19 protein-coding genes and 1 pseudogene are annotated in these 22,338 nt (G+C 58.2%); 10 read left to right on the top strand and 10 right to left on the bottom strand.

Translation table 11 applies throughout. The annotated features are described in order from the left end of the window. The first annotated feature begins 308 nt into the window (after positions 1–308). The 9 genes and pseudogenes from B3361_RS15305 to B3361_RS15265 all read left to right on the top strand — a co-directional run bounded on the left by B3361_RS15305 (position 309) and on the right by B3361_RS15265 (position 9,264). Positions 309–1,817, top strand: a complete 1,509-nt coding sequence (locus B3361_RS15305; protein WP_280086717.1) for a recombinase family protein — start codon at positions 309–311, stop codon at positions 1,815–1,817. 653 nt (positions 1,818–2,470) lie between these two features. Next, complete coding sequence (locus B3361_RS15300; protein WP_182334139.1) at positions 2,471–2,719, top strand: hypothetical protein; 249 nt, start codon at positions 2,471–2,473, stop codon at positions 2,717–2,719. Then, positions 2,716–3,096, top strand: coding sequence for a hypothetical protein (locus tag B3361_RS15295; RefSeq protein ID WP_182334137.1), 381 nt, complete (start codon positions 2,716–2,718; stop codon positions 3,094–3,096). The genes B3361_RS15300 and B3361_RS15295 overlap by 4 nt, the downstream gene beginning before the upstream one ends. 3 nt (positions 3,097–3,099) lie before the next feature. Continuing rightward, positions 3,100–3,642 carry a hypothetical protein gene (locus B3361_RS15290; RefSeq protein ID WP_182334135.1) on the top strand — a complete coding sequence of 181 codons (543 nt, stop codon included), beginning with the start codon at positions 3,100–3,102 and terminating at the stop codon, positions 3,640–3,642. Continuing rightward, a complete protein-coding gene (locus B3361_RS15285) occupies positions 3,639–3,815 on the top strand; it encodes a hypothetical protein (RefSeq protein ID WP_182334133.1) in 177 nt (58 codons plus the stop codon). The genes B3361_RS15290 and B3361_RS15285 overlap by 4 nt, the downstream gene beginning before the upstream one ends. Positions 3,816–4,158: 343 nt before the next feature. Continuing rightward, on the top strand, positions 4,159–5,715 hold the full coding sequence (locus B3361_RS15280) for a hypothetical protein (protein WP_182334131.1): 1,557 nt from the start codon (positions 4,159–4,161) through the stop codon (positions 5,713–5,715). 422 nt (positions 5,716–6,137) lie between these two features. Continuing rightward, positions 6,138–6,752, top strand: coding sequence for a recombinase family protein (locus B3361_RS15275; protein WP_182333988.1), 615 nt, complete (start codon positions 6,138–6,140; stop codon positions 6,750–6,752). A 279-nt stretch (positions 6,753–7,031) separates the two neighbouring features. Beyond that, positions 7,032–7,874, top strand: a pseudogene (locus B3361_RS15270) (histone deacetylase); the annotation flags it as partial. A 148-nt stretch (positions 7,875–8,022) separates the two neighbouring features. Next, a complete protein-coding gene (locus tag B3361_RS15265; protein WP_054906074.1) occupies positions 8,023–9,264 on the top strand; it encodes a TIGR03862 family flavoprotein in 1,242 nt (413 codons plus the stop codon). 26 nt (positions 9,265–9,290) lie between these two features. On the opposite strand, the gene B3361_RS15260 is transcribed toward B3361_RS15265, so the two are convergent. The 5 genes from B3361_RS15260 to B3361_RS15240 form a co-directional block, all read right to left on the bottom strand. Further along, the gene (locus tag B3361_RS15260; protein WP_054906075.1) at positions 9,291–10,622 is read right to left on the bottom strand and encodes a DEAD/DEAH box helicase; all 1,332 of its coding nucleotides are present in this window, start codon (positions 10,620–10,622) and stop codon (positions 9,291–9,293) included. A gap of 54 nt (positions 10,623–10,676) precedes the next feature. After that, entirely contained in the window at positions 10,677–11,597 is a 921-nt protein-coding gene (gene yedA, locus B3361_RS15255) for a drug/metabolite exporter YedA (protein WP_054906076.1), read from the bottom strand. A gap of 146 nt (positions 11,598–11,743) precedes the next feature. Beyond that, the gene (locus tag B3361_RS15250) at positions 11,744–12,349 is read right to left on the bottom strand and encodes a 3'-5' exonuclease (RefSeq protein WP_178126166.1); all 606 of its coding nucleotides are present in this window, start codon (positions 12,347–12,349) and stop codon (positions 11,744–11,746) included. 8 nt (positions 12,350–12,357) lie between these two features. Then, a complete protein-coding gene (locus B3361_RS15245; protein WP_009681780.1) occupies positions 12,358–12,837 on the bottom strand; it encodes an NYN domain-containing protein in 480 nt (159 codons plus the stop codon). A 76-nt stretch (positions 12,838–12,913) separates the two neighbouring features. Beyond that, positions 12,914–13,663: a DUF2076 domain-containing protein gene (locus tag B3361_RS15240; RefSeq protein ID WP_054906078.1), complete on the bottom strand. Its 750-nt coding sequence runs from the start codon at positions 13,661–13,663 to the stop codon at positions 12,914–12,916. Positions 13,664–13,829: 166 nt separating this feature from the next. Here B3361_RS15240 and B3361_RS15235 point away from each other — a divergent pair, with 166 nt between their 5' ends. Continuing rightward, positions 13,830–14,486: a YciC family protein gene (locus tag B3361_RS15235; protein WP_009685422.1), complete on the top strand. Its 657-nt coding sequence runs from the start codon at positions 13,830–13,832 to the stop codon at positions 14,484–14,486. 555 nt (positions 14,487–15,041) lie between these two features. On the opposite strand, the gene hrpB is transcribed toward B3361_RS15235, so the two are convergent. From hrpB to B3361_RS15210, 5 genes are all read right to left on the bottom strand, one after another. Beyond that, on the bottom strand, positions 15,042–17,576 hold the full coding sequence (hrpB, locus tag B3361_RS15230; protein WP_054906079.1) for an ATP-dependent helicase HrpB: 2,535 nt from the start codon (positions 17,574–17,576) through the stop codon (positions 15,042–15,044). A gap of 527 nt (positions 17,577–18,103) precedes the next feature. Then, positions 18,104–19,270, bottom strand: a complete 1,167-nt coding sequence (locus tag B3361_RS15225; RefSeq protein WP_009685420.1) for an MFS transporter — start codon at positions 19,268–19,270, stop codon at positions 18,104–18,106. Positions 19,271–19,357: 87 nt separating this feature from the next. Then, complete coding sequence (locus B3361_RS15220) at positions 19,358–19,846, bottom strand: DUF3237 domain-containing protein (RefSeq protein WP_238783908.1); 489 nt, start codon at positions 19,844–19,846, stop codon at positions 19,358–19,360. A gap of 23 nt (positions 19,847–19,869) precedes the next feature. Further along, positions 19,870–20,967 carry a polyamine ABC transporter substrate-binding protein gene (locus B3361_RS15215; protein ID WP_054906081.1) on the bottom strand — a complete coding sequence of 366 codons (1,098 nt, stop codon included), beginning with the start codon at positions 20,965–20,967 and terminating at the stop codon, positions 19,870–19,872. Positions 20,968–21,003: 36 nt separating this feature from the next. Continuing rightward, a complete protein-coding gene (locus tag B3361_RS15210) occupies positions 21,004–22,338 on the bottom strand; it encodes a hypothetical protein (protein ID WP_054906082.1) in 1,335 nt (444 codons plus the stop codon).

Below are 22,338 nucleotides of genomic sequence, written 5' to 3'. Positions count from 1 at the left end.
CGAGCGCAGCTCGCGATGCGCCGCGCGGGCGGCGCTAGCTCAAACAGGCGCTGCATACGTTGAGGCAAACACCTGTCAGCCCTGATGCGGTCCCTGTGGGAGCCGGCTTGCCGGCGATTGGGCAGCAAAGCTGTCCCGGCCATGGCAAGATCAGCACTGGCCCTGACCGCGACCTCCCCCATGCCGTTGCCGCTGATCTACCACGAAGACTACAGCCCGGAGTTCCCTGCCGAGCACCGCTTCCCGATGGACAAGTTCCGCCTACGGGAATGTAATATATGCAGTGAAAGTTTTCGGAGCGAGCCACCATGCCAATCGCAGTGCCTTATGTACGATTTTCCAGCGAACGCCAGAGCTACGGCAGCAGCCTTGACCGCCAGGAAAACCTCATTGTTAGGTGGCTCGCCCACAATCCCCAGTACACCCGTTACGACCGGAAATTTGAGGACCTTGGGGTAAGCGGCTCCAGCGGCAAACACGTTGAAGCTGGTGCGATGGGAAAGCTGCTGACGGCAATTGATGAAGGCCACTTCCCTGCCGGCACCGTCGTACTGGTCGAAGCAATGGACCGCTTCAGCCGATTGGAACCAATGGATACGCTTAACCACCTTCGATCAATCGTGCAGGCTGGAATTGATCTTGTGACCCTGGACGACGGCCAGCGGTACGACGCAAAGTCCCTGAAGGGTAACAGCCTGCTTTACCTGGCAATGAAGGCACAGGCAGCACACGAGTTTGCCGTTAGGCTGGCCGACTTCACTGTCAGCTCCTACGTTGACCGGGCCAGGGAAGCGAAGAAAGGCAACCCGATCAAACGCCGCAACCCGTTCTGGCTCACCAGTGAAGGCGAACTGAAGGAAGTCGAAGCCGCAGCCCTGGAGCAGGTATTCACAGCCTTTTCCAACGGCGTGCCCTTGCGTGCCCTGGCAATCCAGTACGCCCAATACTTCGGCAACCGCCAGAGCCTCAAGCACGCCTTGCGAAACCCTGCCGCCATCGGCCACTGGCAACGCACGGTCACTGCTGAAGTTGATGGGAAGAAAAAGCGTGTTCCAGGCGAACTGATCCCTGGCGTGTTCAAGGCAGCCGTCACCGAGGAACTGTTCTACCAGGTACAAAAGCTGCTGGACGACCTTGCCAAGCAGCCGTCCACCGTTGCCCGTAAGTTCCCACTGGCTGGCCTACTGCAATGTGCCGAGTGCGGCGCCAATATGGTGCTACTCCGCCAGAACTCCAGGCAGCAGACTGATGCCGTCCGCTGCTATCGCCGGATGCAGAGCAACGATAAGTGCCCAAACCAGAAGACTATCCCCGTGCCCGTGGTTGGCTGGTTCTACTGGGAGACTCGCAAGCCTCACGCTTTCCGTGCCTACCAACGCACCAAGCTACCCGAGAACACGCGCCAGCGGATCAAGCTGGAGGGTCAGATAGCTCAGTTGGAGAAACGACAATCCGCCTTGTGGCGACTGGTGAACATAGACCCGGATAACAAAGATGCCGTGGCCAGCTATGGCGTTTTGACCGCTGAAAAGAACACCCTCAAGGCAGAGCTGGCATCCCTGCCGGTCGTGGGCGATACGCCGATGGTTAGTATGCTGACCTTCCAGCGATTCTTGAACAGCGATCCTTTCGCTGTAGCCAACCTGCTGCAACAAGACGGCTATCGGATCATCTGCCACCGAGACGGTACCCTTGAGGTTAACCGCAGTGCCGATGACAACCCAGCAGGCAAAGTGAAGTACGTCAGGTACGCCCGGAAGCACAAGAGATGGTGGGTGGAATACCCCGAGGGGGGCACAGTGCTGGTACCTCAGTGACCGCCCATCGAAATAATTTAGAAAACACTTGCATGTTTGAGCGAATTGTGTTGACAAATTCGTAGGATCTGCTATACTATGTGGACTTTTCGAGAAACTCTATCTCGACCTCTCACAACACTCTTTTCCTAAATGGTTAACACGCCCTGGCAGAACTTACAGGCAATGCTTGTGCGTGTTGCATCCTGTTATCAGTCCAGGCAAATGACTGAAGTTTCATTGGGACAGTTGTACTGGTTAGTGGGCGACCTCTGCTCCGCTCACTTCAAGGTATTCCCCGGCCAGGGGAGCAACGACACTGGCCACTAACATTCAAATTTGCTCGCAATGAGCAATGCTTACACTTCCGATATAAGTGTGATCGCAGTACCCAGGCCCGCGCCTCATCCAGAGAACGGGCCTTTTTCATATCCAATCTAAACAACCAAACATACTAAGGTAATAACTTAATGGCCCAACGCCCACTCCGCAGACATAGCTGCGAATACTGCTCTCGCATTTTCTTCTCCAGATCTAGCCTCTCTCGCTTCTGCTGTGTCGCCCACCAAGTAGCTACATGGAGAAAGAACAATGCCACTAAAACCCAGGCTGAACTTGAAATCGAATATGAACTTCAAGAAGCTCAGAAGACAACAGGCCAAGAGGCTGCTTAAATGAAACTGTACCATCAAATTGACCGCTCATCCGGCGAAGTGCTTGGGCTGACTTCAGCCCGCTATGACTTGGAAACCTTCGATTACCTCCTAGACCATGATGACGATTGGAAGTTTCTAGACACCTGGCGTAAGTCCTGGCCAGATGTCAAGCCGCTGGCGTCAGAGCTAAAACTTTTCCGTAAGTGGATGAACGTTCAACGTCAGTTTAAAGCTATCCACCTTCGCCCTGAAGGGGTCGCACAATGACCAATACCAACGTCTGGGTTGAGGTCGATAAAAGCAACGGTGCTCTTCTAAGCTACTTCCTGGACCGCCCAACTACTCAATCCGCAGCAGTGGATTACATTGAAGCGACTCAGGATGAACTTCTGTACTTGAACACCCTGGAAGACTATATCCTCCCCGCTGGCACAGTAGTAACTCTAAGCGATCTACAAGAGCACAGGGAGCGCCTACAAGAAGCGAAAAGAGTAAAGGCAGCCCAACATATTAAGGCAGCCCAGAAAGCCCCTCAGAAGCCATCCCAGGACGCTACAGCGGCAAGTAAGAAACAATCTGACAGTAAGTCAAAAATCCTTCAATTCAAAGCCGGGTTCAAGCCAGCCCGCACCAAAGGAAAGTAAGTTATGACCACAAAATATAGATACGGCATCGACATCATCGAATTCTTCAAGCACGACGCCGACGAACTTCAAAAGCTAGTAGACCAACGCACTGCACAGTATTACCGCCACTCGCAGTCGCCAGCTTACCCACAGCTAGGCGTCCACGTTGATTGGTTTAGCGACAAGCCGCTTACCTATGCTCTCAATGATCTACTGGAGTGGACAAACAAAGGGTATACCATCGCCGGTGCATTCCATGAACCGCTACACTTCAAAGTTCACCTGAAGAAGCCTCAAGCAGATATTGACGCTGATCTAATTGTTCTTGCAAGAGAAGTAGCTGAGGCATATGCCGAAAGCCGCTATGCCCGCAACGTTGCAGAACACGCCCGCCAGGTTGAAATCACCCTTGCCCGTGAAGTTCGGGAGCAAGAGGCGGCGGCAGCAAAAGCCCTGGCCGACAAGTTGGAAGCAGCACGCCAGAAAGCACACGCTGCCTTGATCGCTGAATACGCAAAGCCTGCAAAGGGTAAGGCTAAGCCTGAAGTGGAGCAAGCAGCGTGAGCAACGAATACGAACACACCAGGGCATTGGGGATCAGTTTCAATGCCGCTGACTTCCACTCACTTAACTACCACGCACGCAAACACAAGATGCCCGTGAAGGAGTTCATCGAGTGGGCGATGCGATGCTACGTCAAGTCGATGCGAGCAGAAGAACAGAAGCGGGCGAAGTAGTCGCCTGCTATCAACTCGATGCAAAAATACGATTTGCTATTGCCTGGCGCCTTCTCATAATGGCGCCCCCTTCGGGCACTCCAGCAACGTTCGAGAAGGCCAGGGCTAGTATAGACTTTGTCCGCCTTAATCGTTCAAACCCGCATGGCACTAGGGCGCCAGCCCAATCGACTATGCACAATTCAAGTAGGAAACCCCATGAGAATCTCCGTATACCGGCCTGAGCACCAAGCCAAGCTGCTCCGCTTGATGGAACACACAGGCGCCATTAACCCTACCCGATTGGTAGAACAATTGATTGAAGAAGCTGCCATGCGGCTTGATTCCCTGATGAGTGGAACGAATGTCAACAAGCAAGACCAAGACCAGCACCCGTAACTACAGTTACATCTGCGTCACCTGCAAGACTCCCTACACAGGGCACCGGGAACAGGCAGACAAGAGTAAACGCTTCTGTAAAGACAGTTGCAGGAAGGCCAAGTCAAGACAGGCCGAGAAGGCCGCAAAACGGCAGTCCCGCTTAGAAGTACAGAAAATACGCTGGAGCAAGAGTACAGTAGGTAAGTTTGTAATTGAACAGTGCAGACGTGCCGGTAGTGTTGCCGTACTCTGGGGTAATACCACAGCTTCCCTGGTAGAACTAGATAACTTCAACAACGCCTACCAGAAGTGTTACGGCTACAACCGAGAGGAAAGGAAATCCCTTTTCCACCGCAGCCACATCCAGGCCAGTGCAGGTGCAGACGGCTCTACAGGTGCCCTCCATCACCTTAACCTGTTCATCAGTCAGGACGTACACAACCAGAAAGCTGGGAACAAGTTTGTTTCAGCAGATGCAGGCTTGAGGGTTCCAGCCAGCAAGCTGATTAAGAGGTGGGAAGTCTCCCAGGGCGACACAAGACAGCAGATCACCAACAAGATTCACGCCCTCCTAGGAGACGAGTTCACCAACTACGTGAATCAGCATTACTTAATCGAGATGGACACGGTACACACCCTCGCCCAGCGTATCTACAACCGCCAGCAGAAGGGCACAGCCGTAAAGGAACTAGATCAACGCTATACCCTCGCCCAGCTAGAGCAAGAATCTCTTGAGACCCTGGAGATTATGGATGCTATCCAGCGGGGCAAAAACTCTGTTTCCAGCTTCAGGCCAGAGCGTTACACCCGTGCCACCCTCTGCGTATATGCCGATGAACTGGAACGGATGGCCACCGTATCTCTCTCAGAGCGTCACAGGGACAATTGCCGTTTTATGCTCGCCCTGGTGCGAGTGTTGGGTATCTACATCGCCCAGGCGGAGACTCAGCAGGGTATCGAGCACAGAGACTTCCTGCCGTTGAAAGATATGCAGTGGAGTCCACTTGAATATGTGAACTGGCAGCAGCCGTGGGGCACGCCCAATCAACAGTTAATTGATGCAGACCACCGCCTATTGATCGAAAGCATTATCGAACACTGTTACCACGCTCTATCCGGTGCAGATGTTCCCAGAGGATTCCTGCAAGCCCGCCTGTTAAAGCGTATCGACGTGGCTACCCTGGTGCCCACTGTGCGAGCACCCGAGCAGTGGCGATATGCAGGCTTGGGAAGTTGGGAGAGTTTCATTGAGAGTCTGTACAGCGATGCAGAGCCAGTATGGCAATCCTTGCTTGCCCTGGACCTCTGTACCACTGCTCAAGTAGAGGAAGCACGTACAGGCTTGATGTGGAGCCTCCAGGGCGCGATTGAGAAGGCACGCCACGAATACCGGAACTCGGACTGCTTCAAGCGGACCTACAAGGAAAAGTATTACAACCGCTGGGGCTTCAAGGGATACCCCGAACACTTGGAGTTCCCGCCCATCCTGGCCGACTTGATGCAGCCAGGGGCAGAGGTAGAGAACAGAGCCGCAGCCTGACACCCCGATAACTAATTGCTGATCTAGGCAATATCTAATCGCCCTCGGGCGCCTGTTCAGGCTCTTGCACACCGCTACACCCCGCCAGGCCCCTATTTACAAGGCCCTGCATCGCAGGGGGTTAAGATTTTGCCCCCTGAGTCACAATATCCTACTGTTTTAGTAGGAATTCACGCTACGGGCGTGCCCTACTGAAAACGCTGTTTTGCACCTCCCCCAGCCCGCCACCGTGGCGGGCTTTTTCGTGCGTGCTAGAAACGATCTGGAGTACCGGGGCAGGTTAGGGCGGACCTATCATTTGACTCTAGTCATCTGAGATAACGATAAACAGTCATCGACACCTATCAATCACCAGTTGATAATTAGTCAAACGATAGGTTATCATTCATCTATCGAAAAATAAGACAAAGGATAAAACCATGATCAATGCCCACCTCTACCTCCGCGCCTCGACCAACGATCAGGACGCAGAACGAGCCAAGCAACTTCTGCTGGACTTCGCCCAGGACAACAGCCTGCAAGTGGCCGATGTGTACGCAGAGAACATTAGCGGCACCAAGCTGGAACGCCCTGAACTGGCCCGCCTGCTCGATTCTGCTGCATCTGGTGATGTGCTGCTGGTGGAGTCAGTAGACCGTCTCTCTCGCCTCTCCCAGGCCGATTGGCAGCACCTGAAGGGCGTCATCAAGTCCAAGGGCCTGCGTCTGGTAGTCGCTGACCTGCCCACCTCCCACCAGCTCATCGCAGACAAAGGCATCACTGGCCAGATCATGGACGTTATCAATGACATGCTCATTGACCTAATGGCGACAATGGCCCGCCTGGACCAGGAGAAGCGGGTAGAACGCATCAAGCAGGGCCTGGACATCAAACGTGCCCGTGGCGAGAAGGTAGGCGGCAAAGGTCGCAACCAGAAGAAGTGGGATCAGGTGGCCGACCTACTCAAGCGTAACGGCAACACTATGGAAGAGATTGCAAAGCTGGCTGAGGTGGGTGTGGCAACGGTGTACCGCATCAAGAAGGAAATGAACCTGTAGCCTCATAACAAGCGATTACAGCAACGTTTATGGGTTGCCTGTGCTACCCCTGTGATATTCGCCGATTCTTGGCTACGGCCCTCTACGGGCCTTCCATGGGCATTAAACACCGCTTGCCCGTTGCAAGGTTTTCAGCCGATTGGCCTATCCCTCTGATATTCCCCCTTCCAGAACACTGCCGACATTCCACCTGGGCAAGGTGCCGTAGAAAAAATTTTAAGCAGTAGCGGCCCTGGAAAGGTGGCCTCCGCCCCTCTGATAGTTTCACTGCATAAATGGAAATTCTTGCTGCTGCACGACCACCTGGTCGACAGTGGGCTGACCACCGACCAGGCCTTGCTGCGCCCGGACATCTGCCCCAACGATATCCTCGCCCTGGCCCACGACCGCGACTACATCGCACGCTACATGAATGGCGAGCTGTCCCGCGAAGACCAGCGTCGCCTCGGTCTGCCCTGGAGCGAAGCCTTGGCCCGGCGCACCGTACGGGCCGTGGGCGGCTCGCTGCTGACGGCCGAACTGGCGCTGCAGCATGGCGTTGCCTGCCACCTGGCCGGTGGCACCCACCATGCCCACTACGACCACCCTGCCGGCTTCTGCATCTTCAATGACCTGGCAGTGATCAGCCGCTACCTGCTGGAGGCCGGCCGCGTCCAGCGGGTGCTGATCTTCGATTGCGACGTGCATCAAGGCGACGGCACCGCACGCATCCTGCACGATACCCCGGAGGCCATCACGGTCTCGCTGCACTGCGAACAGAACTTCCCGGCACGCAAGGCCAACAGCGATTGGGACATTCCCCTGCCGCGGGGCATGGGCGACACCGCCTACCTGAACGTGGTGGACGACACCCTCAACTACCTGCTGCCGCTGTATCAACCCGACCTGGTGCTGTACGACGCCGGCGTCGATGTGCACAAGGACGACGCGCTGGGCTACCTGCAACTGACGGACGCCGGCGTGGCCGCCCGCGACGAGGCCGTGCTGCGCCACTGCCTGGGCCGCGATATTGCGGTAATGGGTGTGATCGGCGGCGGCTACAGCAAGGACCGGGTGGCCCTGGCCAAACGCCACGGCATCCTTCACCACAGCGCAGCGCGTGTCATCGGTTGTTCACAATGACTGTGGAACCGCTTGTGGATAACCTGCGGGAAAGCCGCTGCAGGCCTTGACCAGCAAGGCCTGCAGAATACTGGTTGTTTTTTGACCAGTGCTTCCGGGGGCAGCGCTGCGCTAGAATGCGCCTCTTTTCCACAGCCTGCTGCCCACCATGCCCGATTTCAACTCCGCATCGCCTCCCCTTGCTGTCGTCATCGGTGGCGGCCCCGCCGGCCTGATGGCCGCTGAAGCCCTGGCCCAGGCAGGCCTGGCGGTCGAGGTGTTCGATGCCATGCCTTCGGTGGGCCGCAAGTTCCTGCTAGCGGGTGTCGGCGGCATGAACATCACCCATTCCGAGCCTTACCCCGCGTTCGTGGCCCGTTATGCCGAACGCCAAAGTGAAATCGACACGCTGCTGGGCGAGTTCGACGCGGAGGCTTTGCGCCAGTGGATTCACGGCCTGGGCATCGAGACCTTCGTCGGCACATCAGGCCGGGTATTTCCCACCGACATGAAAGCCGCCCCGTTACTGCGCGCCTGGCTGAAGCGCCTGCGCGACAGCGGGGTAGTTATCCACACCCGCCATCGCTGGCTCGGCTGGAATGCCGAGGGGGCCTTGCGCATCGCTTATCCACAGGGCGAGCGCCTGGTCAACGCCGCTGTGCTGGTGTTGGCGCTGGGTGGCGGCAGTTGGGCGCGCCTGGGTTCCGACGGCAGCTGGCAAGCGCTGCTGGCCGAACGGGCTGTGGATATCTCGCCCCTGCAACCGAGCAACTGCGGTTTCGAGGTGGCCGGCTGGAGCGCGCTGTTGAAAGACAAGTTCGCCGGCGCGCCGCTGAAGAACATCGCCCTCAGCGTGCCTGGCAGTGCACCGCGCAAAGGTGAGTTCATCCTCACCGCGCAAGGTGTGGAAGGCAGCCTGGTGTATGCCTGGTCGGCGCCGGTGCGTGAGGCCATCAACCGCAATGGCCGGGGCGTGTTGTTGCTTGACCTGTTGCCGGACAAGCCTTTGGACAAGATTGCCCAGGCACTGGCCAGGCCACGGGGCTCGCGCTCCATGGCCAAGCACCTGCACAGCCAGCTGGGTATCGATGGGGTAAAAGCCGCACTGTTGCGCGAGCTGACCGACCCTGCAACCTTTGCCAGCCCTGAAGCGTTGGCGCAGGCGATAAAGGCCCTGCCAATCACCCTGGTGCGCACGCGACCGCTGGATGAAGCGATCAGCAGCGCCGGCGGTGTGCGTTTCGAGGGGCTGGATGCAGGGCTGATGCTCAAAGGCATGCCGGGGGTGTTCTGTGCCGGCGAGATGCTGGACTGGGAGGCACCGACCGGGGGCTACCTGCTCACCGCGTGCTTTGCCAGCGGGCAGCACGCCGGGCGGGCGGCTGCACAATGGCTCAAAGCCCAGGGCTGACACCGCCCCACTGTGGCGCCGCGAGGCTAAGGTTTACGCTTGCGCGGCCCGCCCTTGAAGCTAGGTACCTTGCGCACCGCCTTCACTGCAGGCTCGGCATTGCCCCCCTCGGTGCTGTCCATCCAGCGCCCCAAGCCACGCTTGGCGCTGTTCTCTTTCGGCTTTTTGGGCTTCTTCGGCTTCTTGATCACCTGGCCACTGGCGTCGGTCATCGGCACCCGGTGATCCGGAATGAAGTCCGGTTCTTCATGACGCGGCAGGGTCTGGCGGGTCAGCACCTCAATCGCCGCCAGCAGCTGCACTTCATCGGCGCACACCAGCGAAATCGCCTCCCCCTTGTTGCCCGCCCGCCCGGTGCGGCCGATACGGTGCACGTAGTCCTCGGCAACGATGGGCAGGTCCAGGTTGACCACCAGCGGCAAATCGTCGATATCCAGGCCACGGGCAGCCACGTCGGTGGCCACCAGCACCTGGATTTCCCGGGCCTTGAAGCTGTCCAGCGCGCGCTGGCGGGTCGCCTGCGGGCGGTCACCGTGGATACCATCGGCATTCACACCCTCGGCCAGCAAGCGCGCCACCAACTGGTCGACGCCATTGCGGGTCTTGGCGAACACCAGCACCTGCTTCCAGCGCTGCTTGCGCATCAGGTGGCAGAACAGGTCTTCCTTGCGCTTTTTATCCACAGGTACCAGCCACTGCTTGACGCTGGCGGCAGTGGCATTGCGTGGGCTGACTTCGATACTCAGCGGGTCATTCAGGGCCAGCCCTGCCAGCACGCGGATCTGCTCGGAGAACGTGGCGGAAAACAGCAAAGTCTGGCGCTTGCGTGGCAACGCGGCATAGACCGATTGCAGCTCTTCGGCAAAGCCCAGGTCGAGCATGCGGTCGGCTTCGTCCAGCACCAGGGTCTGCACCTGGTTGAACTTGACCGCGTTCTGCCGGAACAGGTCGAGCAGGCGGCCAGGGGTGGCGACCAGCAGGTCGACGCCACGGCGCAGGCGCATCATCTGCGGGTTGATGCTGACCCCGCCGTACACCGCATAGGTGCTCAACGGCAGGTTCTCGGCGTACTCGCGCACGTTGTTGTGCACCTGCTCGGCCAGCTCTCGGGTCGGCACCAGCACCAGGGCACGGATCGAGTTGCTGGCCACTTTCTCGCCTTCCAGGGCCAGGCGCTGCAGTACCGGCAGGGCAAAGCCTGCCGTTTTTCCGGTGCCGGTCTGGGCCGCGGCCATCAGGTCGCGGCCGGCCAGCACGGCGGGAATGGCCTTGGCCTGCACCGGGGTTGGGGTGGTGTAGGCCAGCTGCTGCAAGGTGCGCAGCAGCGGTTCGATCAGGCCGAGTTGGGCGAAATTCATGGCAATACCGTCAGGGGTTCAGCGAAGCCGGCAAGTTTACCGCATCGCCCCTGCCTACTTGCAGATTTCGCCTTTCAACGGCAACACGGGTTTGGCAGGCTTGCGCCACTGCGGCAGGCCGATCAGCACCACTGCGCCAATGATCACCGCCATCGCCACGCACTCTTCGGCACCGATCTGCTCACCGGCAAACAGGATCCCCAACAGCACCGCCACGGCCGGGTTGACGTAGGCGTAGCTGGTGGCAGCTGCCGGGCGCACGTGCTTGAGCAGGTACATGTAGGCGCTGAAGGCCAGGATAGAGCCGAAGAACACCAGGTAGGCCAACGCGCCCCAGCCGGCAGCACTTGGTACCTGCGTCATGCGCTCGCCCGACAGCAGGCTGCCCAACAACAGCACTGCGCCACCCACCAGCATTTCTGCGGCACTGGCCATTGGCCCCTGTGGCAGGGGCAGGCTTTTGCTCCACACCGAACCGAATGCCCACGAGGCCGCGGCAAAAATGATCAGCGCTGCGCCAATCGGGCTCGCCTGCAGGTTGGACCCCAGGTTCAACAGGGCGATACCCAGCAGCCCAAGGGCAATGCCTGCCCACTCCAGTTTCGAGTTGCGGTGCCCGAACAGCAGGCCGAACAGCAAGGTGAACAGCGGCACCGTCGCCACCGCCAGGGCCGCCACCCCCGAGGCCACGCCGGCGTGCTCGGCCACCGTTACCCCGCCGTTACCGCAACTTAGCAGCAGAAAGCCGATTGCCCCGGCGGCCCGCCATTGCGGCCACGTGGGTGCCGGCGCACCGCGCCAGCGCAGAAAACCGTACAGCAGGCTACCCGCGATCAGGAAACGCACACCGGCCATGAGCATCGGTGGCCAGCTCTCGACGCCAATGCGGATGAACAGGTACGTGGAGCCCCAGACCAGGTACAGCGCCAGGAAAGCGCCGATGAGCAACCAGGGAATGCGACGGGAGGCAGGCATTGGAACACTCGAAATCCGTTTACGGGTGAACAGTCTAGGGGCCTGCCTGAGCGAACAGAAGTTACAGAATGGCTAGAAATGAGCGGCACACTTTCGGTGCGTTCGGTTTGAAGCGGGCGCCGCTTGAAGCGAGCGCCGAACACGCCTCAAGCATACTTGACCAGCGCCTCGCGCAGCTTGGCTGCCGGTGTTTTCTGCAACCGGCACAGCAGGCCATGCGAGAGCTGCTGCACACCATGCTGTTCTCGCAACACGCCGGCCAGGTGCTGCATCAGGTTGGCGGCCATTTCGGCATCGGCCATGGCCCGGTGCGCAGTACCGGTGTCCGGCAGCCCCGCCCAGCGGGTCAGGGTGCCCAGCTTGTGGTTCGGCGCTGCCGGCAACAGGCGCCGCGACAACAACAGCGAACAGGCAAATGACTGGCGGCGGCTGCGGCCGATGCGCGCCAGTTCGTAATCCCAGAACTTCTGGTCGAACGCGGCGTTGTGTGCCAGCAGCGGGGTCTCACCCACAAACTCGGCCACCTCGTTCATGACCTTGTCGACCGGCGGCGCACTGCGCAGCATCGCCGTGGTGATGCCGGTCAGCCCGGCGACGAATGCGGGTACCGGCACACCGGCGTTCATCAGGCTCTGGTAGCGCTCGACAATGCGCCCGCCTTCCAGCATGACCACCGCCACTTCGGTGGCGCGGCAGCCGGCACCGGGGGAAATGCCGGTGGTTTCAAAGTCGATGACAGCGATACGTTCCACGAATGACCTCAGTGCTTGAGCAACAACTTACCCTCGATGGGTACATAGCGGCTGGCGGCACGGATCAGTGACAGCGCCGTCAGCCCGGGCACACCATACACCACCGCCTCAGTGCCGTGGCGCTGGATCACCCGCTCCAGCAGCAGGTCGAAATCGCCGTCACCCGAGGCCAGCACCACTTGGTCGACCCGGCTGGCGGCATCGATCACATCCAGGGTAATGCCCACGTCCCAGTCGCCCTTGGCCGAGCCGTCGCTGCGCTGGATGAAGGGTTTGAGGCGCACGTCGAACCCAAGGTTGCGCAAGATCTGCTGGAACTGTTGCTGCTTGCTGTCGCCGCGGTCGATGGCATACGCCACGGCCTCGACGATCTGCCCTTCGCGGCAGACATCGGCCCATAGGGCGGTGTAGTTGAAATGGCAACCATGGGCTTGGCGCACGGTGTAGTAGAGGTTCTGCACATCGGCGAACAGCGCGATCTTTTTCACCTGGGAACCTCTTGTCTGGCCTGGAATGCCGGGGCCGCTGCGCTGCCCCGGAAATGCCAGCAGTATGCCAGACCTGTCAGACGTAGGAGTCGTCGTCCGAGAAGAACCCACCGTCATCGCTGCTGTAGTCGGTGTCGGTGTAACCACCCTGATCGCTGCCCCAGCCACCGTTGTCGGCAACTTGCTGCTGCCCGCCCTGGTCATTCCAGCCACCACTGTCACTGGCCGGCGCAGGCTCTTCCTTAATCACCTCGACCACCTCTTCGGGCTGGGAGTTATGGTTGAACAGGCTGCTGATACCTTGCGCCAGCAATACACCACCGGCCACACCGGCGGCGGTCTGCATGGCCCCACCGAGGAAGCTGCTGGCACCACTGCGTGCCGGCGCAGCGCCCACGCCAGGCTGCTGTGCCGGCGGTTGCGCGTAGGCCGGTGCCGCCGGCTCACGCCAGCCGCCAGCCGATGCCACCGCAAGCGCTGGCCGCTGTGGCTGCACCGGCGGCGCTGCAGCGCGCCCGCCCGTACCAAAAATGCTGGACAGGAAACCGCCACCGCCAGCGCTGGGCGCACTGTTGCTGCCTTGGGCCGCCTGGGCACGGGTCTGTTCCAGCTCGGCCTGCAGCTGCTTGTTCTGCTCGTCGAGGCGCTTGAGGGCCGCTTCCTGCACCAGGATCGCCTGGGCCATGTAGTAAGGTGCCGCCGGCTGCTGGCGCAGGTGCTGCTCGATGCAGGCCTGGGCCTGCGGGTCGCGCGGCTGGCTTGGGTCTTCGGCTTGCTTGAGACGGCCGAACAGGCCGTCGATCAGGGTTTGTTCTTCAGTGTTCATGGGGCGACCTCATGGGTAGCGGGACAACGGACAACCTCAAAGATGGGGCGTTGCGCCGCGCGATTCAATCGCTGCAAGGGTGAAACATTTTTCAGCAAGTGACAGCGCCACGCCTGCTTTGGGCTAAAGTGATGCACCTGTTTTTACTGCCATGCGATATAGCCCGATGAATCCGCTGAGCGTCCTGCGCGACTCCCTGTACTTTTTCCGCCGCCACCTGCCGAACATTATCCAGCTGTGCCTGCCGCTGGTCGTGCTGGAGGCCCTGCTCACCCAACTGCTGTACCGGCAACTGGGCGACCAGGCATCGCCTGCCTACGGCATGCTGATCAGCCTGCTGTGCTATCCGCTGTACAGCGCCGCCCTGATCCTGTACCTGGACACCCGTAGCCAGGGCCAGGACATCGCCAAGCGCGACCTGTTCGCCCGCGCCTTGCAGCTGTGGCCGCAACTGGCCCTGCTGATCCTGATCAGCTCGCTGCTGATCATGGCGGGCCTGGCCCTGTTCGTCTTCCCGGGCGTGTGGATCATGATCAACCTGGTGTTCGCCGAGTACCTGCTGGTACTGCGTGGCCGGCCGGTGGTACAGGCGATGCGCGACAGCGCCAGCATGACCACCGGGCATTTCATGCGCATCATGGTTTGCGTGGTCGCGGTGCTGGCACCGATCTGGCTGATCGACGGGTTGCTGCTCATGGCGTTCCCCGAGCCATCGCCGGCCATGGAGCTGGCCATGGACAGCCTCAGCGGCTTCCTGCAGCTGTTCAGCACAGTGGTGCTCTACCGGCTGTTCATGTTGCTGGAAGAAAAAGCCGGCGCCTGAGGGCGCCCTCCCGGTCGCCTGCGCACGTGCAGGGGCACTGCGCCGCCTTCAGGTGCCGCGCGGCTTCGCCCGGGCCGTGGCCTCCGCCACCAGTGGGTCGTCTGGCCAGTAGTCTTTTCTATCACCTACCTCCCTGATTGATTGACAACGTGTAGCCCCCGAAACATACGGGCGTCAGCCAGTTCAGACAAAAACGGCATTGACTGTCAATGTTGCTTCCAAAGATTGACTATCTGCCGGTCGATTACGGCAGACATTGACAGCCTATCCGCCAGCCGCACGTTCGCTTCAGACCCACCATTGACACTCTAGAGCTCACCTCGTAAAATCTCACGGGCGTCTCGAACCTTGGGTAGCTTTCTTGACGAGAAGATATTTGCGGTGTGGGCGACATATCCCCAATTACGACGAAGCGAGGCTAAGCGCACCAGTAGTACAAAGTACGCGGCGCTTTGCAGTGAGCGCATAAAATAGGGCAGTTTCATGCTGCCCTTGGAAGCGCTCTGAATCCTCAGTTTGGCAAAATGCCTTCCGCCCCTGCGCGCCTCCTGTCGATCATGTGCCTCTGGGCTTGGCACGCGCAGTCGCTTGAGCGATCAGTGGATCATCCGGCCAAAAATGCTTCGGGTACCTCCCCTTCAAGTCTTTCTTCACATCGCCGTAAGTGGACTTCCAGAAATTCGCAAGGTCTTGGGTAACCTGAACCGGACGGCGTGCCGGCGATAGCAGATGCAGCTTGAGCACCTGTCGTCCATTTGCAATGCGTGGTGTATCAGCCTGCCCGAACAGCTCCTGCAGTCTTACAGCAAGCACCGGGGGACGTTCACTGTAATCGATGCGAATATTCGAACCTGAGGGGACTGGAATCGTCTGAGGTGCCTGTGCATCGAGCTGCTGCGGCAAAGGCCAAGGCAGCAAATTGCGGAGCATGGAGGATAAGTCCAGCTGACCGAAATGGCTTAGCCGGGTGACCTTTCCCACATACGGGCCTAACCACACCTCAAGCGACACCAGCAGGGCTTCAGTACGAAGATCAGGCCACTCACTTGGGCTACCTGCCTCTTCATCCAGAATGCGCAGCAACTCAACTCGCGCCTGCCACTGACGTAGCTCTGGTGTCCACGGCAAAAGCTCCAGGCCTTTGCGGCGAACGTAGTTGAGCAGGGCCTGAACACGGGCGTCATCGTCGAGGTTGGCCAGGGGTGCGCGAGCCAGGATCAACTCCCCCACTTTCACCTGCCGCTCAGCACAAAGGACGCCCTCTCGCTCATCCCAATCGAGCTCATCCACCTGGGTGACCTGCTCTTTCAGGACAGTGTCGAACAACGCTTCGTCCAAATCGGCAGCCAGGTAGATCCGTTCTTCGCGCTGGCCCTGCCGACTGCCCAAATCAGCAATGACCAACCACGGATGTTTCATCAGCGCATCAGCTTCTGTAAACATCGCTGCTCGACCATTCGCCAACCGATACTCAGCCCCTCCAGCTCGGCGCTGTTGCGCAACACGATCGGGATAGGCGAGTGCCAAGAGGCAGCCCACCCATTGAGGGTGATCAGGATCAGCGACGGGTTGCGATGCTGAGCCGCGCATGTATGAACGGTACTGCTTCGCCAATTGCTTCGCTCGTTGGGCGCCGGCTTGCTCTGATCGCTGAGCCCTTTGCTCCCCTGAAAGAATGGCCAGCCGACTGTGCAAATCTGCGCCGCTGCCACGCTGTATATCTCGCTCGCCGAGCAGGGCTGCAATGTTGCACGCTGTCTCAGTGAGGCCCAGCTCATGGCCACGCAACAACAGATGTGCAATGCGTGGATGACTGGGCAGCTCTGCCATCGCTTGGCCATGCTTGGTCAACTGCCCATCTTGTTGCAGCGCGCCAAGGCGGCGGAGCAGGTCATTCGCTTGTGAAAATGCCGCTGAAGGCGGCGCATCAAGCCATCGTAGGTCACCCGATTCTGCACCCCATTTAGCGAGTTGCAGCGCCAAGCCTGTGAGGTCGGCTTGCTGAATTTCGGGGGCACTGAATCCAGCCATCTGCTCATGCTGGGCCTCAGACCACAGGCGATAACACACCCCTGGCTCAACCCGGCCTGCACGACCTGCACGCTGGGTTGCGCTGGCTTTGGATATCCGCTGAGTATCCAGCCTCGTCATCCCACTTCGTGGGTCGAAGCGCGGAACCCGCTCAAGGCCTGTATCGATGACTACGCGCACACCATCAATGGTGATACTGGTCTCGGCGATGTTGGTTGCCAGCACCACTTTGCGCTTCCCAGGTGGGGCGGGATCGATCGCCGCACGCTGCTCATTCAGATCGAGTTCACCATGCAGCGGGCATAGGAGTGTGTTCTGCTGCAAAGATGGCGAGGCTCTTAAAGCGTCTTCCAGCCCTGCTTGAACACGACGGATCTCAGCCTGCCCTGGCAGGAATACAAGCAAGCTGCCTGTCTGCTCGTCGAGAGCATCAAGGCACGCACTGATGGCCCGGGGTTCGAGGTACTCACCGGGCTGCTGCGGCCTGCTCCAGATCGTCGACACCGGGTACATCCGCCCTTCGCTGGACACGATCGGTGCGTAATCCAGCAAGCGTGACAGCCGCTCGCCCTCAAGGGTTGCCGACATCAGCAGTACTTTCAGCGGAGCATCGTCCCGGAACAGCTCACGTCCATTTAGCGTCAATGCCAACGCGAGATCGGCATCCAGGTTTCGCAGATGGAACTCGTCGAAGATCACAAGACCCACGCCCTCAAGCGCAGGATCGCTTTGCAGGCGGCGCGTCAGGATACCTTCAGTAACTACCTCGATGCGCGTACGCGGGCCTACCTTGCTGTCGAGACGAATGCGATAGCCCACGGTTTCGCCGACCTTCTCACCCAGCTCACTCGCCATGCGCTCCGCAGCAGCGCGCGCCGCAAGGCGGCGAGGTTCGAGCATGATGATTGTCTGCCCTTGAAGCCAGGACTCATCGAGCAGCGCGAGGGGAACGCGCGTCGTTTTACCGGCGCCAGGCGGTGCTTGGAGCACCACTTCATCTCGCTCTTGAAGGGCTTTTAGAAGAGCCGGCAACGCGGCATTGATCGGCAACGAACTCATGTGTACTCCTACGACATACAGGCAGTATACAAAGGTTGATCGCCTCAAGGAGGCCGGAGCTGAGCCAATACTCAAATGACGCGGGAGTAGGATTTGCGGGCAATCACACGCTGGACTTGAGAAATTGTGGCGCCAGTGCGATGTGCTATTTCATCAACCGGATGACTGACGGATAGCTCGCGAATGGCCGTGATCTGCGTGATTGATAGCCGGTCAGAACGGCTGCAGATCTGTGCAGACGCCCATGCATCGTCCTGCCAACGCTCGGCGAGGCTGAGCGGAGGTAGCTTGCGGTCTTGATCTCCTCATCCAGCCAGGCCTTCAGGATGCCCTCACGCTCATCCGGAGTGACCACCTGCCCCTTTCGAAGGATCGAGTATTCCCTGAGGTAACGAGGCCCTGCCTTGCCTCCCGGAATCATGTTCAGGCGGGTGCGCCGATAGAGGTAGTTGATCTAAAGGTCAATTAGCCCTAATCATGAGTGGATCTGCGCCCACCGCCCAAAGGGGGATGACATTCCTACAGCCTTACTGAATAGCAAAATCAGCTTCGGTCTTGCGCCTGCGGTTGAGTACCAGCATCACCGCCATCGATAGACCGCCCAGCAACACCGAGCCCGCCGATAGGGTAAAAATCTCCTGCCGACCTTGGTTACCGATGAGCACCATCAAAATCGTTGGCGCTGCAGCGGCAGAGATGACTTGCAGGCTCCCCACCATGCGAGTGAGCCGACCCGTTGGATCATGGGCGACGACAGACGACATGTAGTACGACAGCGCAAGGTTCCAGCCAACGTTCATAAGAAACACGGCGATCCCCAGATCAACGGCACTTCTGATGGCGGTTGCAAACATGACGATGGCCGCCAATACGATCGTCGAGCCCGTAAGAATCATCGGCACTCGCCCGAGCTTCTTGCCCAGAAGGCTTGGCAATGCGGCTCCGGGCAAACCACCCAGCAAACCGACGCTCAAGGCCCAACCGATCTCCACGGCCCCGATTCCCGCGTCAGTGCCTATGCCCTCTACGAACCCCCAAAGCGAATAGATGGACACTTGGAGCAAGACCATCCCGATAAGGGAGAACACCCCAACGACCGAAAGACTCTTCGCATTCGCGTCGGTTGTATTTTTGGGCTTGGGAGCGGTTGTCCGAGGCAAAAACATGCACGCGAAGCAGATCAAGGCGAACCAGATCGACAGGTAATTGATTGCCCACCCGAAACCCAGACGCCCTGCAATCAGCGGTACTGTCGCAGCCGAGAAAGCAAAAAGCGCTGTTTGCATGAACAGCAGCACCCCATAGGAGCGATCAGGGTCGCGCAACCCTCCGAGGCCGAAAATGGAATAGGCGTACAGGATCCCCGATCCTATTCCGGCAACGACACGAGCCGCCATCAACATCGAAACATCAGAAACCTGAGCAGTGAATAGATTGCTTACGAGTAACGCGGATGCAGCCAAGAGTGCCGTAGTGCGAACACTAAACCGGCGCATGATCGGAACGCATGCCAACGTGCCAAAAATCGAACCACACATTTCGGCTGACATGACGCTGCTTTGCTGAGCGAGCGTTAACCCCAGGCGCTCGACTAAGAGGCCGATGAAAATCGGTTGAATGCCTACGGCAAGAATGGATCCTGCCGCAATGAGAATGCAGGCTGCGCGCAAGACGTTGTCTGATTGTGTATTCATATTTTTGTTAGATCCTGCTGGTCGCCGCTTGGCGGACGACCAGGGTGGGCCTCAATACATAAGACCAGCCTATGTCGACGACGCCTGTTACGCTAAACGGTAACAGGCAATGTGAACTTGCCCTTCAGCGGGATAGCTGACATGGCCAATAAACACGTGATCTCGCAACCAGCTCAAAGGCCCATTAGCCACCTGGAAGACCGGTGTGCAGGTACAGCGATAGCGCTCTTGCTTCAATGGCCACACGCCTTCCGCGCTCAAGCGTCGTCCTTCCTCGTCGAGAAGCAGGCGGCCTGTGTTGTGGATATTGATGAGTTCTCCGGCATCCGTTAACAGGCTGTACCGGGCATCCAGCTCCCCTACGCCGTCCCTTCGCTCAAGATACTGGTCACTTCCCCCAGGCAAAACACGCCCACGAAAACCCAGGCTTTCAAAGGTACCCCCCGTGATCGGGTAGTTGCTGCGCCAACCTTCGCAACACTCTCCCAAGTTCTCATGCACAGAGATATCAACCTTCAAGGTCATGACCCACTCTAAATCAGGTACGCTCACAGATTCGTGCTCGGACTTTTCCATTACTTCCTCTCGTGCAATCCGAATCATCGATTGCTCTTGATCGACGTCCAGGTTCGAGTCCGTACGCGCTCGATGGATGACGGTATCGGTTCAAGAACGTACAAGTTAGAACGCTCCGCTTCAGGAATGTAGATCGTAGGATCGTTTCGCAAGGATTCATCTACCAGAGCAGTCGCGTCCTTGTTTGGATTTTGGTAACCGATCTTATTGCTGATTTTGGCAATCACATCAGGGCGGAGGATGTAGTTTATGAAAGCATGAGCCTCCTTAGCATTCGGTGCGTTCAGAGGAATGGCGATGACATCTGACCAGGTAGGTGCGCCCTCCTTGGGGACAACCATCTTGATCTTGACCCCTTTTCCGGCAACGTTGGCAAGTTGCTTGGCCAAAGTAAAGCCGCCCGACCACCCAACGGCTGCGCAGATATCCCCGTTGGCCAGATCCATGCCATACCTGGACGAGTTGAAATAGCTCACATATGGGCGAATTTTCAGAACTGCCTGCTCGGCCTGCTTGTAATCACTGGCCTTTTGACTGTTTGGATCGAGGCCTTGGTAATGCAAGGCAATCGGAATGATCTCTGTCGCAGCATCCAGGAAACCAACACCGCACGTGGCGAGCTTGGAAATATTTTCAGGTTTGAATATGGCGTCCCACGAACCCATGTCTGCGTCTTTGCCGAGCGCCTTCTGAACCATGTCCACGTTGTAGCCGATGATCGTAGTTCCAAGCAGGTACGGAACGGCATATTGGTTCCCCGTATCCCCCACTGCTTCGAGGTTTTTCATCGCGGACTCATCCAAATGACTCCAGTTCGGTAGCTGCGCACGATCAAGTGGCTCTAGCGCTTTAGCCTGGATGAGCTTTCCAATGTTCGAGCTTCCAGGAAAGACTACGTCATAGCCCGAGTTACCGGTCAACAACTTTGACTCAAGGATTTCAACGCTATCGAACACATCGTAAATTGGACGTATGCCTGTCTCCTGCTCAAAGTCCTTCAGAACCTGCGGTGGTAGATACTCAATCCAGTTGTAGATCCTGACGGTAGGCTGAGCCCAAGCCAGAGAACTGACGGCCAGTGCAGCGACGCCAAACACGCTGCGCAAAAAAGCCTGCTTCATGAACGACACCTCGCAATTGATAATGCCTGATTGAACTCAGTAGCGATACGTAAAATAGAGTTCAAGCGCACTGAAACGCTCGTCATCCCCGAAAACTTGTTTTGCAGCGGATTTTGCATTTACCCAGTTATACGAAAGGGACGTATAAAGGCGAGGCGTTGGCGTCCAATCTAAGTACACTGCCGTCTCATCCGCAAATCTACGCTTGTCAACCGGGGTTCCTTGATAGTTCTTTTCGTCAAGCGAGAATTGGTAGTGGATGACACCAAACGTCAGGTTTTCAGTGAGGTGGTTCTTGATTGAAAACTGATGAACATTCTGGTTGGTGTTGAACAGGAGATAGTTTCCGACGACGTCACCGAGCAACCAGGTACCCCAGTCGATAAACCCTTTACTTAAAGGATCCCAGGCTTTTTGGCGATTATCAGTTAGATCGGAGTCACCCGAAAAGTGCGTGTAACGGTATCCAAGCACAGGCGCGAAGGGAAGCATATCAAACGTGTAATCCGCCTCGGCATACCAAGCGTTGGCGTCGTAGTCAACGCCGTCACCATTCCCTCGCTGGACTGCGTATTCGCCATTGAGTTCCAGAGCGGGCAGAGCCGGGTGAATGGCCTTGAGAGCCCGCACGTTATAGACCTGCATACCGTCACGGGCAGCTCGTGCAGGGGTATGGCCCTCAAGCGCATCGACCTTCATAGCAGTTGCCCCAAGAACGACTGCACCGCCCACATCATAATCCAGGTTGACCCCATTCATCCGGAAATCGCCCAGATGATCATCGGTGGCCAAACTGAAAGCTTGTACCTGAGCAGCTCCACCATCCCAGGCCAACAAAGCAGAATCGCGAAACGCCGTGCGCGGGCCAAGCCAGTACGCGCCGTCCCCGAAGGTATCAAGGTTGCCATCCATGACGATGAAGCCGGTACCAATCATGTAGTCCTGACGGCCAGCCGTGAATTTCCAATTCCCAGCCCGGAAGCCTGCGTAAGCCTCTTCGACAGAAGCGCTGCCATCGGAGCTGCGCGTGTTGCCGCCAGCATCACCATCCCCAAAGGTGCTTGCGGCAACCACTGAGCCACCCGCCAATAAGCTCAGATCAGGATTCAACTTATAATCAAATGCAACCTTGGGCTTGACATAAATTTCTTGCCAAGTCGTTTTTGTACCACGATCCTTACCGCTACGAAGATCCTTGACCCCGGCCCCGAAGTTAATGTTCCGAGCGGTGATAGTAGAGCCACCCGCAGAGAATGAAAACTCTCCACTTAAATCACCATCTTCAAACTTGTAACCGGCCCATGTGAACGGACTCACTGAAACGAGGCCGAGCGCTAGCAATACTCCGGCATTACGCGGGGTGCGGTACAT

It is taken from the genome of Pseudomonas sp. UBA6699, from assembly GCF_002454615.1.
Taxonomy (GTDB): domain Bacteria; phylum Pseudomonadota; class Gammaproteobacteria; order Pseudomonadales; family Pseudomonadaceae; genus Aquipseudomonas; species Aquipseudomonas juntendi.
Note: the sequence above shows the minus strand (reverse complement) of the source record. Positions and strands in the feature narration are given on the sequence as shown.